This window comes from Vibrio sp. 10N.261.51.F11 (assembly GCF_041471665.1).
GTDB classification, from domain to species: Bacteria; Pseudomonadota; Gammaproteobacteria; order Enterobacterales; family Vibrionaceae; genus Vibrio; species Vibrio crassostreae_C.
In genome coordinates this window covers 177,374-189,985 of record NZ_JBFROW010000003.1, presented here as the reverse complement: position 1 = coordinate 189,985, position 12,612 = coordinate 177,374, and the positions used below count along the sequence as shown (strand labels likewise).

The 12,612-nt window shown below is 43.9% G+C and carries 9 protein-coding genes and 1 pseudogene; 2 read left to right on the top strand and 8 right to left on the bottom strand.

Features of this window, described 5'->3' with window-relative positions; genetic code table 11:
• Positions 1-33 precede the first annotated feature (33 nt).
• The 3 genes and pseudogenes from AB4351_RS01300 to AB4351_RS01290 all read right to left on the bottom strand — a co-directional run.
• Positions 34-207: pseudogene (locus AB4351_RS01300) on the bottom strand (porin family protein); the annotation flags it as partial.
• A gap of 13 nt (positions 208-220) precedes the next feature.
• Entirely contained in the window at positions 221-817 is a 597-nt protein-coding gene (locus tag AB4351_RS01295) for a LysE/ArgO family amino acid transporter (protein ID WP_017059193.1), read from the bottom strand.
• A gap of 14 nt (positions 818-831) precedes the next feature.
• Positions 832-1,356 (bottom strand): GNAT family N-acetyltransferase, encoded by a 525-nt coding sequence (locus AB4351_RS01290; RefSeq protein ID WP_372124872.1) that lies wholly within the window; start codon positions 1,354-1,356, stop codon positions 832-834.
• Positions 1,357-1,828: 472 nt separating this feature from the next.
• Between AB4351_RS01290 and AB4351_RS01285 the strand changes: the two genes are divergently transcribed.
• The gene (locus AB4351_RS01285; protein ID WP_065605278.1) at positions 1,829-2,584 is read left to right on the top strand and encodes a class I SAM-dependent methyltransferase; all 756 of its coding nucleotides are present in this window, start codon (positions 1,829-1,831) and stop codon (positions 2,582-2,584) included.
• Between the two features lie 137 nt (positions 2,585-2,721).
• Here the strand turns inward: AB4351_RS01285 and AB4351_RS01280 are convergent, their stop codons facing one another.
• The 4 genes from AB4351_RS01280 to AB4351_RS01265 form a co-directional block, all read right to left on the bottom strand.
• Entirely contained in the window at positions 2,722-4,752 is a 2,031-nt protein-coding gene (locus tag AB4351_RS01280) for a TonB-dependent receptor domain-containing protein (protein ID WP_372124870.1), read from the bottom strand.
• 181 nt (positions 4,753-4,933) lie between these two features.
• Entirely contained in the window at positions 4,934-5,854 is a 921-nt protein-coding gene (locus tag AB4351_RS01275) for a LysR family transcriptional regulator (protein ID WP_017059189.1), read from the bottom strand.
• 229 nt (positions 5,855-6,083) lie between these two features.
• Positions 6,084-8,273 carry an immunoglobulin-like domain-containing protein gene (locus tag AB4351_RS01270; protein ID WP_372124866.1) on the bottom strand — a complete coding sequence of 730 codons (2,190 nt, stop codon included), beginning with the start codon at positions 8,271-8,273 and terminating at the stop codon, positions 6,084-6,086.
• 487 nt (positions 8,274-8,760) lie between these two features.
• Positions 8,761-9,759: a DHH family phosphoesterase gene (locus AB4351_RS01265; RefSeq protein ID WP_372074063.1), complete on the bottom strand. Its 999-nt coding sequence runs from the start codon at positions 9,757-9,759 to the stop codon at positions 8,761-8,763.
• Between the two features lie 239 nt (positions 9,760-9,998).
• Here AB4351_RS01265 and AB4351_RS01260 point away from each other — a divergent pair, with 239 nt between their 5' ends.
• On the top strand, positions 9,999-10,238 hold the full coding sequence (locus tag AB4351_RS01260) for a PAS factor family protein (RefSeq protein WP_004733935.1): 240 nt from the start codon (positions 9,999-10,001) through the stop codon (positions 10,236-10,238).
• A 145-nt stretch (positions 10,239-10,383) separates the two neighbouring features.
• On the opposite strand, the gene AB4351_RS01255 is transcribed toward AB4351_RS01260, so the two are convergent.
• Positions 10,384-12,108 carry a methyl-accepting chemotaxis protein gene (locus AB4351_RS01255; RefSeq protein ID WP_372124913.1) on the bottom strand — a complete coding sequence of 575 codons (1,725 nt, stop codon included), beginning with the start codon at positions 12,106-12,108 and terminating at the stop codon, positions 10,384-10,386.
• Positions 12,109-12,612 lie beyond the last annotated feature (504 nt).

Here is a 12,612-nt window from a genome sequence, read left to right as displayed (position 1 = left end):
TAGCTTTAGCTTTAAGCTATTTCACAGAGGTCGTCAAAAATTGTACGAAGCGCCCAGAGTTACTGTGCTAAACGCTACATCACGGCTTGCCAGTCTATTACCATTCGGGCCGAAGAATTCGATATTTACTGCATCTGCTTGTGAGATTAAACGTAAGGTTAGGCTTTCTACTGGCGTGTATTCAACACCTATACCAAAATGGAAGCCTAATTACGCGCAGCTAGACAATCAAAGATATTGCAATAGATGCCATGATCACGCCAACGACAAATTCCAACACCTTCCACGCTCTCGGGTTCTTAAACATTGGAGCCAAGAAGCGAGCGCCATATCCAAGTGAAAAGAAGAACACGAATGACGCCGATACCGCCCCAGCGCCAAACAACATTTGATCCGGTTGATATTGAGTTGAGATAGACCCCAGCAATACCACAGTATCCAAATACACATGCGGGTTAAGCCAAGTGAACGCCAAACACATCGCAATCGCTTTGGTTAATGAGTCTTTAGTTTCTGCCGTGGCTTCTAAGGCGTGGTTTTCGGTAAATGCTGATCGGAAGCTTAAGAATGAATAGACACCCAAAAAGATAGCGCCACCATAACGGGCGAACTGCTCAATTTGTGGGAACTGTTTAACGATTGCGCCAAAGCCCGTCACGCCAAAGCTAATCAGTAAGGCGTCAGAAATGGCACATACAGCACAAACTGCCAATACGTGTTGGTTCTTAAGCCCTTGCTTTAAAACAAACGCATTTTGAGAGCCAATCGCAAGAATCAGCGAAAGGCCAAGGGAGAAACCTGCAAAGTAAGTCGACATCTAAGGCTAGTCTCTTAACGCAACTCAATACTCATAAACTGGCTGTGCGGGTCTAACACATAATCAGCAAAGGGTTCACAGTATCCGAAGCCAAACTTTTCATACAGGTTACGCGCAGCCTTAAAGTAGTCTTCTGAGCCGGTCTCTAAACTGATTGTTTGATACTGGCGGGCGGTTGCTATATCCAATACGTGCTGTAAAAGTTGGCTCGCAACACCTGACTTTCGAGCAAACTGTGAGGTTCTCATCGATTTGAGTTCAGCGTGTTGGGTATTCAGCTCTTTAATGGCGACACACCCAAGTAGTTGGCTGTCTTTCCAAGCACTGAAAAAAGTAATCTCTGGTGACTTGAGCCCATCTAGATCCAGTGCATGAACGCTTTCGGCTGGCGAAGTGGCGTACATATCAGCGAGGTGCTCTTCAAGTAATTCAATGACTTCCCCACCCGACAAGTCATCCACCTTAATTTCTATTGAAGCACTGCTTTCCAATGCTGTTCTATTTTCCATTGAACCCTGTGCATTTATTGCTGATGTCATTGTTTCAACTCTCCTTGTTTAGTTCGCTTATTTAGCTTGAGTGATTTGGTTTTTATCAACAGCCCACTTTCCTGAATTGTTTCCTTTTCAAGAACTCGGTTTGAATCAGTAAAATTACTGATTAATCATAAAATTATAAATGTCACACTGGGTTTACCTAGATACCATGTTTTTCCTATCTCGTCTCGTGATAAAAGCGTTCCGCAAAGCCCGTATGGTCGCTGCATTGAGGGAGCAACACCTGTTTTAGTTAACGAATAAGTAGTCAGGGCAAAGTGAATAGCGATGACACGCGTACTGATGTTGTTGGCAGCTTAAACATCCCTTTAAACGGTCTCATTTAAAACGACCATAAGTTAGAAAATAAAACGCTTTCATTGATCGAATATTTGATTGCGATTTCGACATTTCGGTATATGATGCGCCACCCTCATTATATCAGCTAACGCTGTAGGCACTTATGTCCGCCAATATGTCAGCTACTATTTCTTCCAACGCACTTTATACCGACCTATCCGGTTACTACGATTTAATGTGTGTTGATATTGACTATCAAGCGCAAAGTAACTGCGTACGTAGGCTACATCAAATTTTCGGAAATGGTGGAAAGACTCACCTCGACTTAGCTTGTGGCACTGGTCCACACGTTCGTCACTTTATCGATTTTGGTTACCAAAGCAATGGACTCGATCTCAACGCGCCAATGCTAGATATCGCTCAGGTTCGCTGCCCCGAAGCCAATTTCTCAGAGCAAAACATGAGCAGTTTTGAAGTGGCGGAACCTCTGGATTTGATCACCTGCTTCTTATACTCAATCCATTACAACGATGGTTTCGAGAAGCTAAAAGAATGTGTTGAGAGCGTACATCGCGCTTTAAAACCAGAGGGGATTTTCTGTTTTAATGTGGTGGATAAAGACAAGATCAGCAATGATCTTTTTGTTCGACACACCACCAATCTTGAACAAGATGATTTCACGTTCAGCTCAGGCTGGTATTACTCTGGCAAGGGCGACAAGCAAGCGTTAAAACTCAGTATTGAAAAGACAACAGCTGGTGAGACACAAGTTTGGAATGATGAACACCCAATGGTGGCATTCTCGTTTAAGGAGCTCATTGAAATATTGAAACCCTACTTTGAGGTTCATATTTTTGAGCACGATTATGACAAGCTGATTCCTTGGGATACTCAGTCCGGTAATGCGCTGATCACATGTGTCAAAATTTAGATAAATAGATAAATAGATAAACGGCGAGTTAAGCCAAATCTATAGATCAAAATAGAACCCATACTCGCCGTACTCTTTATCGAGCATCAGCCAGTGTGGGTTCTTTTGTATCAAGCTATCAGTTACTGAACTCTAGATTAGAAGTCAGCTGTCATACCTACGTAGTAAGTACGTGGCTCTTCAACATAACCTAGATATTCTAGTTCTTCAGATACTGACTCGTCCGTTAGGTTCGAAATACCTGCACGTAGTCGTACTGAATCATTCACGTTGTACACTGTGCCGATGTTCAATGTTGTGTATGCGTCTTGAGTTAGGTCGCTTTCGATCTGACGCTCACCACGGTAACGAGCACTAACAAAGGTGTTCAGGTCGTAAGTCGGGCTCCAGTTTAGTTTAACTAAACCCGAGTGCTTGTAACGCTCAAGTAGTTGTTCGCCTGTCGACTTGTCTTCAGTATCTAGGTAAGTGTAGTTACCAGAAAACGCCCACTTATCAGAGATTTGATACATACCACCTAGCTCAACACCTTGAATGATTGCTTCAGAGACGTTTTGGTAAGTTTTCGCGCCTAAATTACCCGTTGGTGTGCCGTCAGGGTTTTCACATTGACGAGCACTTTCGTTCCAATCACCGCCTTCTGGACAGTAACCTTCCGTTCTTTCAATCAGGTCATTAATCTCATTTCGGAACAATGCCGCTTCGATGTTCCAACGAGGTTGAGTGTAAACCGCCGCCAACTCGTAGTTTAAGCTTGTTTCTGGGCTTAGATCTTCATTACCGACTAACGCACAGCCACCTTTACAGCTTGGTACCTGATAGTCAGATTGGTTTTGAGTCAATGTTGGGGCTTTAAATGCTTTACCCACACCACCCTTGATGATCAGGTCATTCGTTGTTTGATGAACCAAGTACACACGTGGGCTGAACTCTTCACCGTACAATTCGTGCTTATCTAAACGACCACCAATAGTTGCCGTTAGTTGATCCGTCATTAACCATTGGTCTTGAACAAATAGTGCACCTTGATAAGCTTCAGACGAACCACTCACTAAGTTCTCTTTGTTGGTCAGCTCGCTCAGTTGGTAATCCATACCAAACGTTAGCGTATGGCTTTCACCAAGATAAGTGGTCGCAGACGCTTCAACAATCTGAGTCAACTCTTCGATATCGCTGCTGAAGTTATTACCCAGATCAGCCGCATCATTGTCAGTCACATTTTCGCGTGAGTAACGTACTTGCGTGTCACCCCAGCTCCAAAAACCGCTGTGTGTAATCGCTTGACTGTTACGTACAACACGCGTGTCAGACTCAATAACTGAGCTTGAGCTTTCAGCCGCTGAATTACGTTCGTCGTCGCTGTAACCAAAATCGAAATCGATGGTTTGGTTATCCGTTGCATTCCATGTCAGGCTTGCAAGCATGCTTAGCGTGTCACGGTCTTCTAAAGCTGTAATATCTTCACGATCGTAGCCAGAGCTGTGTGTACCAGAATATGGTTGCCATGCGTTACGGCTTGTTTGGTTAACAGAAACTCGCGCAAACAACTCATCTTCAATCAACGCACCAGAAGTCGTGAAGCCCATCGAATACTCTTCCCCTCCATCACCATCAAGTGGAGATGAAGTGTCCATGCTCAGTGTAGAGCTCCAATCGTTTTCTGGAGCCTTAGTGATGATGTTGATTGTACCGCCCATACCATCTGAACCGTAAAGTGCAGACATTGGGCCACGGATTATTTCAACACGTTCGATCGAATCAGCAGGAATCGTTGATAGGTCAAAGTCGTTACCACGGATGATGGCACTTGCAGAGCTTAAACGACGACCGTTCACCATGATAAGAGTGTAATCTGAATCCATACCACGAATAGAGATCATCTGACGGCCAGCACGTGTGCTATCAAAATCAGACTCTACACTCGTTGATTCTGCAACGATGTCCGCCAAGGTAATACCAGGGCTGTCTTCAATGTCTTGCGCGGTGATAACCGACATTGAAGCTGGCGCTTGTTTTAGTGCCATCTCGGTACGAGTTGCCGTAACAACCATTTGTTCATCTGTTGCTTGCGCTTCTTCTTGCGCTAACACGTTAGCTGAAAGTGAGGTACAAATAACAGCGACTGCGATCGAAAGAGGTTTGCGAATCAAAAGAGATCTCTCAGACATGATATTCATTCTTATATGTGATTGGTAATGATAATGGTTTGCATTAAATAACCAACTACCACTCTTATCAACGAAAGTTTCATACCAAAAATCGATTCTCGTTATTCACCATTCAAATAATGAAAGAGATCTATATCCAACTCGATAGGTATTCGTAATTTTCATTCACCCTGCAGATGGATTATGTATAAAGCTCTTTGAATATATTGCGAACCCAGCGACACATCGGGTCGTTATGAAAGCGCTTATGCCAGTATAAGTAGACGTCTTCTGATGGGTGGCGCAACGCTTTAGGCACGCGTTTACAAACAAGATCTCTTTGCGTAGCGGCTTGTTGAGCAAAAGGTGTCGGTAAATGAAAGATGATGTCGGTTGCTTCTGCCATATCCGGCGCGACGTTAAAATTGGAAAGCTGAATTGGAATGGACAGCTGGCGCTGCTTATCAATCAAGCCAAGATCTTTAAATCGACTTTCGATCGAGAGCTTCTTATCCCCTTGCAGTGAGATTTGACCAAGTTGGCTATTCAACAAGTCATCAACCGTGATCTCTTTGTCCGCCAAAGGATGTTTTTTACTCATCAGCAAACGGTAATCGCGGCTAATCACGAACATTCGATACAAATTTTGCTCTGAACTTAACGGCTCGTGGGTCGACAACACAAAGTGCGCATCACCGGATAACAGAGGCTCAAAGTGTCGTTTAGGAATCGAGTCGATATCAACAGTCATGTTTGGCGCTTGTTGACGTATCTCCGCAACTACCTTGGGCAGCAAGTGCGCGACATTAGGCACTAAACCAAAGAAGCGAACCGTACTGTCACTGCTTTGCGGTTCGAATACATCGCCATGTACCAGCTTTTCTAAACGTGTCAATACCGAATTGAGATCTTGCTTAATGGCTTCTGCTTTTGGCGTTAACTCATAGCCATAAGCCGCTCGCACCAATAGATCATCATTGAAAACGGTACGCAGTTTTTGCAGAGATCGGCTCACCGTAGGTTGGCTCATATCCAGCGCCAATGCCGTGTTGGAAACGTGCTTCTCTTCAAGAAGGTGTTTAAGAATAACGAGTAGATTGAGGTCGACTTGAGCAAGATTCATTATGCAAATATTAACAATATATAAAATTCAATGTGCGCATAGTGCTATTTCTTAACATGTAATACAATTGATAATCACTCCTATTTTGATCTAGAGCAATATGCAGAGCAGAGTTTAAGGTTAAGTGGGTTTTAAAGCTCTAAGTCAGAACTGTTTAAACATAAAAAAGAGAGGCACAATGGCCTCTCTTTGATCGTCTACTTTATATTGCTAGCGTTGAGCTATCAGACTACAGCTTTGTCCAAGCATCTTGCCAGTATTGGCTATCTGCTGGAGCGTAAGACGCGCTTGCACACCATGCCGTGTATGGCCAAGGCTTACATTCGTACAAGCCATTATCGCTGCCGACCACAATGTCACCCGCTGCGTAGTTGGTGCCCGCTTCATATGGAGGATAATCACCTGGAGGAGGTGTTGTACCACCACCGTCTTTAACAGCGAACGAATCGTTTACCATCACCATTTCACCGTCAGATGCTTTACCGACCACTTCAAGTCCATATTGCCCTTCCGCTACATCGTATAAGTCGATGGTAATGGCGCGGCTGTCCGTTACGTTAACCTTAGTTTGCTCAACCACAGTACCTGCACTGTTGATCACCATAGCGGTAACATCTAACGCTTCATTTGATGTCAGTGTTAGATCTAAACGAACATTGCCGTTATCTGGCGCATATTCTGATTGAAGCCCTGAAACAGCAAGCTCTAAGTCATCGCCCGGATCTGGGTTACCACCACAAGAAGAATCTGAAACTTTTCTCCAAACGCCCCACTCACCTGTCGTTCCAGGTTCTTCGCCGCGAGTGTACCACCCTGCTCCCCACGTTGAACCGTCATGAGATACTTGGTCACCTTCAACATAAACGGTGTCGGCATCCCATGCAGCAGCACAGTTAGAACCATCAGTTACAGATACCTTACGGTCAGCGGTTACAGTTTGGTTCGCGCTGTCTGTTACGCTATACACAAGTGTGTAGTTGCCGATTTCATTTACATCGACACTGCCAGTGTGTGTGATGGTGCTTGTCAGGTCGCCATCTTCTGCATCATTCGCCGTCACGCCTGCCATTGCATCAAACGCAGTTCCCAACACAACAGTCGTGTCAGACACACCATTAAATACTGGCTTCTGGCTGTAAACCTCTACCGTTCTCGCTTTAGTGGTTTCGTTGTTATCGCTGTCTTTCACTCGGTAAGTCAAAACGTAAGTGCCAATAACACTGGTTTCAACGTAACCTTCAACATCGATTGATGACGTTAGATCGCCGTCTTCTTTGTCTGTTGCCGTCACGCCATCCATAGGATCAAACGTTGTGCCGTGAAGAACACGCGTATTTTCGACACCTTTAAGAACGGGCTCGCCCTCGACTGGTGGTGGCGTTACCTGACCGTGTACAAACGGGCCGTAGTCTTTAATGAACTGCTCGTTGTATTGTTGGCCGTTTTTGTTGGTGCCCATGTCCCAGTTAATAGACCAAGTCATTACACCACGTAGCGGTTGACCTTGCGCCGTTAGGCTATCAAATGCGTCGTATAAATCTTGTGGCTCTTGTACAAAACCGGTTGCTGCAGCATCGATGCTTGAAGGAATACCAAACACCAGCTTGTCATGTGGGATCTTGTGGAAACCACGCGTTCCGTTGATAAGAGAATCAGAAATGTAGTAGATGAACTCTTCTTTTAACGCATCGTTGTTTTGAGCAATCCAACCCACGCCTTCAACCCAGATACCATCGCCACCTTGGTTGTAGAATTGTGGGTTAATCCAGTCGTAATAGCCTTCTAGATTATCGATATAAGGAACGTACTTACCGCCTGTCGTGAGATACGGGAACTCAGGCGCCATAGTAATAAGGAAGTTTTTACCTTCAGCACGGTAGTGGTCTTTTACCAACTTAAGAGCATCAGGAATCACGGTTTGATTGTTTGCTGCGGTTACGGCTGCTTGTTCAAGGTCAATATCTAGGCCATCGAAACCGTAACGCTCAGTTAGACGGATAATCTCATCAGCAAAGGCTCTTTCATCACCGGTTTCTAGCTCTACGTGTGCATCCGCACCACCTAAAGCCAACAGCACAGAGCGACCTTGCTTGTTGAGTTCCGAGATTTGGTCAATAAATTGTTCTTCTGAAAGCCCAATGGTTGGGTCCAGTTTAAAAGTTGGGATTCGACCATCAGCCACATCGTAGACCTTCATGAATGACACATTCACGATGTTGTACATTGGGTTCACTTCATCCAGCGTCACACATGGCGCATTACCACCTTGGTAGCCGCCACCGTCACACCAGTTATGCCAATAGCCAACCACCACGCCAGAGTCTGGATTCGTCATATCTGAACCATTCGCATAAACAGCGCCAGACATTGCCGCCATGCCGAGCGATACTGCTAATTGTAGAGCTTTACGTTTCAACATTAGTCCCACTTCCTTACTTAACAGCTGTGCCAATCACAACCGAACCAATTCATTGTAATCATGAATATTTATAGAGAAGTAATGGAATTTATAGGAAAAGATGACCTTTGATTTAACTTGTGATTTTAAGTCACAGATTGAATATCAGAATCAATATGATTTTGACTTTTCATTCAAATTGAAATGCTAAAAACTGTTATTTTCGGCTGAATGCATTGACCATATAAATATTTAATCAACCTTAATTCACTAAGATAATTAACCAAAAATATAAAAAATCACCGATAGGAAAAAATAAACTTTAAATCGGCAAAAATCATCCCAAATACGCCGTAATTACTGACCTAAGACCAGATACCATTGCGAGTGATATCACTAAAACAGCCTGGATATAGCCATCATACATGTGCTAGCAATACGCACGTATAACGGAATATAGGAGCAAGAATTTGTAGGATTTTGAATGTATACGTCGGGAGTTTTTCAGTTAACCGTCAGTGCCAGATGAATAATATGCATCCAATAGTGAAATAAAATTCACCTTATCAAGTTCATTAAGTTGATTAATTCCAGCCGCTGCTTTTCTTCCTCCGCCAGTCGCAAAACTTGAGCAAATTTCGTCTGCACCCGTTCTATTTGATAATGGCGCACGTAAGCTCACCGTGTAAGACTCGCCGTCTTGGTTTTTCGTTAATACTGCTTGCGCTCGGTTTGGATCTTGATTAACGATTTCATTACCAAATACGCCACTGATGCGCCTTGCCCACGTCTCACCTGGCAGTTCAAACACACGTGCGACTTCACTTTCATAAACAGGAGCAAGGTTTGATAACTGCTGGCGATCATTTTGATAAGCATCTCGTAGTCGATAAAACACAGAGTCTTTATCATCCAAAAGATCAAACGGATTCGGGTATTGATAAAGGGTTTTGTAGAGCTCAGCTGGCGTGAAATGCAAATCACTCAGTGACGAACCGTAACCGTTGTAGTTAACCAAGGTACCTAGCTCTTCTAGAAACTCTTTTTGAGATTGAGCGAATCCATTTTCATCCGCTAGCCGCGCCGCCACCGTTTTTAGATTGTCGCCAAAGGCAGCTGCGATTGCCCAAGCCACATGCGCACCATTCAGCTTCTGGTTAATCAGCAAGCTCGTGCAGCTCTCTGGCGCGGTATCAATCAGAGTATCTAAATGACTAGAAGTTGGGACATCCCCTGTTCGGTGGTGATCGCAATAAAATACATTGATGTTTGCGTCTAGCAGTGAGTGCAGTGCAGGCAGGTTTTTCTCCATCGATACATCTAAAACGGTAACGGAAGAAACATCACCTTGCTTACCCGGATCCATAATTTGAGTAACAACTTGAGAGACCAACTTAATATCACGCTTAACACCAGTAATGAGCACGTTCTCTCTTGGCTCACTTAATCGCAGCTGTAACAACGCGATTATGCCATCTGCGTCTCCGTTGAATACGTCGTAGTGCATGTTGTTCCTCTTCCTATAGATTTAACCGTTTGCCAGAAACGCGCCAATTCGTTTGTGTGTTCGATAGTCTGTCATTATTTTAGTTATATTTCACAGATACTTAAGTCTATTTTGGAATGCCTTATTCTCATTAGATTGAAAAGATAAACACATTAATAATATTGTATGACTTATATCACAGTAAACGAATACGAAAAGATTATAAAATAAGCGCCTCCCACTTAATGATAAAGAGACGAATGAACACTACCACCACTCTTGTTTATGACACTTTGAAAAGCCTTGCTGCTCACGCTCCTGAGCAACATGCCGAGATTCGCCAGCGTTTATATGAGCAGTTGAGCCTGCCATTTAACAAGCAGCTCTCGTTATACGCTAATGTGCTTGGTCCTATCAGCTCAGGTAAATTAGCGGGATGCGACAATATTGATAAAGCGGTTGAACTGGCACTGGATGTGCTGGAAGGCCGAAATAAGTAGTCCCCCCTTTAATACGTAATATAACGGCCCAGATCTTCCCCCAGATCGGGCCGTTTTTTTATTCTCGTCATTTATCTATTTGAATTTCAGGCACAAAAAAGGCGTAGATGATCCACGCCTTTAGTTTTAGTAAGTTCTATGTTGTTTATGAAGTCTTGAACTGCGCGACCGCTTGGTCCATATCGTTCGCTTGCTCTGCTACCTTGTCCACTTCAACTAAGCAATGCTGTGCCGAAGCGTTGTTGTCGTTCGAGATAGTGTTCAGCTCAGTAATTGAGTCACTCACTTGCGCCATTACTGCGCCCTGCTCTTCAATCGCTGAAGCAATACGTTCTGAATTACCTTGGATGCTTTCCATGTCGCTCAAGATAAGTTGCAAGCTCGCATCCAGCTCTTCCGAATCTTTCAGCGTTAGTTGACCTTGTTGATTACACTCGCCAATCTCTGCCATCGACGCCTGCATCTGGCTTTGAATTGCACTCACCACTGAAGTTATCTCTGTGGTCGATTGATGCGTTCTGCTTGCTAGTGCGCGTACTTCATCGGCAACTACCGCAAAGCCACGACCTTGTTCACCCGCACGTGCTGCTTCAATTGCTGCGTTCAATGCCAATAGGTTAGTTTGTTCTGCAATGCCTTGGATGATGTTTACTGCATCGCCGATCTGGTCAACATGATGGTTCAGTGAACTGATCGAATCTTGGCTGCTTGAAAGACGTTCAGACAACTGGGTGATGTTGCTGATGGTTTCAACCACCACTTCACGGCCTTTATCGGCATTCACTTTCGCTTGATGTACACCTTCAGCGGCAACCGATGTGCTTTCAGAGATCTCGCCAATGGTGAGTACCATCTCTTGAACTGACGTTGTCATTGTAGATGTGTGATTTGCTTGAACTTCAAACTGTTTGATTACTGACTCTAGCTCATCATGCATGTTCGATGTGCTTTGTGTCAGTTGCAGTGACTTAGATTGAGAGGCAGCGATAAGCCCTTCCAGTTGATCCAACAGTTGGTTGAAGTATTGGCCTAAAGTGCTGAGTTCGTCTTTGCCATCAAGGTGCGAACGAATAGACACGTCGTTAGAATCAACGATGTTACGAATCACCGAAAGCAGTGACTCAATTTTACCAATGATAGAACGGACGATTAACCAGCTGAACAGAATGATCGACACGAGTAGCGTGACGCAAAGGATGTTGTTGATCAGCGATAGCTTGTCCATCTCTTGCTGCGTTTGTTGGTCTAGCACCGCCGAGAATTCTTTAAACTGAGTCTCGATAACGAGCGAACCAGAACGCGCTTCGCCTAGCAGGCCTTCGTTATGCTTCAAACCGATCACGCGCTTTTGCTCAACCACTTGGCGAGCAGCGTCTATCAAAGCCGCTGAGCTACTCATATTTGAAGTTATAGAAAGAACACTCGGGTCAAACTCCCCCTTCTCAATTAAGTCATTGAACAGGTAAAGCTCGATTTTTTGTTCCGCACTGGCTGTCGCGCTGATGTTATCGAGCAAAACATGAAACTCGCCTAGCATACCTTTGTCACGTGATAGCCCATAGACTTCGCTCGCTTTAACTAAGTTAACAAAGCTGGTGTGGTAAGTTTCGATGTCTTCACGTAGGTGTGTGCTGTTGGCTAAACCTAAATCACTGAGCACTGTATCTAGCTCAGATTCAGACGCTAAGAATTTTTTGTAGTTTACGTCGAACTTGTCGAGGTATTTCATATCGCTACGCAGTAAAAAATCTTTCTCGTTACGGCGAAGGTTGAGCAAACGCACTTCAAGCTCTTTGGTAATTTGTTTGGCTTCGCTCATTTGAGCGGTGGTGTCTGCAAATTGTGATGTGGTAAACAGCAGTGAAATCATGCCGAAGATGGAGAACATCCCCAACGAATAGAGCTTTTTCTTTATATTCATATACGTGGCTCGTCTTTACTAAATTAACTATGAGTATCTAAATAAATCGCATCAAAGAATGGATATCCAACTTGCGCGACCTGATTATTGTTATATTTTTTGTATCAGTAATGAGCACTAAATCTAGCGACTGTTCAGCCCACCAGCAGTGACATTCTCAATGGTATTCAAACAGAGAATGAATCTTTTCACTAAAGATAAAAGCATCAATAACACAAATTGAATACATGTACATTAGTTGAATGATAAAAGTGAGAGACAGCTATTTGACGGAACATAAATGGCTTGAATGTCATGGTATACAAGGCATTGAATTAAAAGACTTTGACGCACATTTGGATGCATTATTTATGATGACATTTTTTTGGCTCTCCAGAAGAGCACGAACGAAGCGCAATATTGGAGGTTTTGACTTGGTTTTTAAACAGTGAATCCGTCTATTGATGATTGTAC

Bases quoted from the DNA above. Each gene is read 5' to 3' on its own strand.
- AB4351_RS01295 (WP_017059193.1), bottom strand. From the start codon at position 817: ATGTCGACTTACTTTGCAGGTTTCTCCCTTGGCCTTTCGCTGATTCTT.
- AB4351_RS01290 (WP_372124872.1), bottom strand. From the start codon at position 1,356: ATGACATCAGCAATAAATGCACAGGGTTCAATGGAAAATAGAACAGCA.
- AB4351_RS01285 (WP_065605278.1), top strand. From the start codon at position 1,829: ATGTCAGCTACTATTTCTTCCAACGCACTTTATACCGACCTATCCGGT.
- AB4351_RS01280 (WP_372124870.1), bottom strand. From the start codon at position 4,752: ATGTCTGAGAGATCTCTTTTGATTCGCAAACCTCTTTCGATCGCAGTC.
- AB4351_RS01275 (WP_017059189.1), bottom strand. From the start codon at position 5,854: ATGAATCTTGCTCAAGTCGACCTCAATCTACTCGTTATTCTTAAACAC.
- AB4351_RS01270 (WP_372124866.1), bottom strand. From the start codon at position 8,273: ATGTTGAAACGTAAAGCTCTACAATTAGCAGTATCGCTCGGCATGGCG.
- AB4351_RS01265 (WP_372074063.1), bottom strand. From the start codon at position 9,759: ATGCACTACGACGTATTCAACGGAGACGCAGATGGCATAATCGCGTTG.
- AB4351_RS01260 (WP_004733935.1), top strand. From the start codon at position 9,999: ATGAACACTACCACCACTCTTGTTTATGACACTTTGAAAAGCCTTGCT.
- AB4351_RS01255 (WP_372124913.1), bottom strand. From the start codon at position 12,108: ATGATTTCACTGCTGTTTACCACATCACAATTTGCAGACACCACCGCT.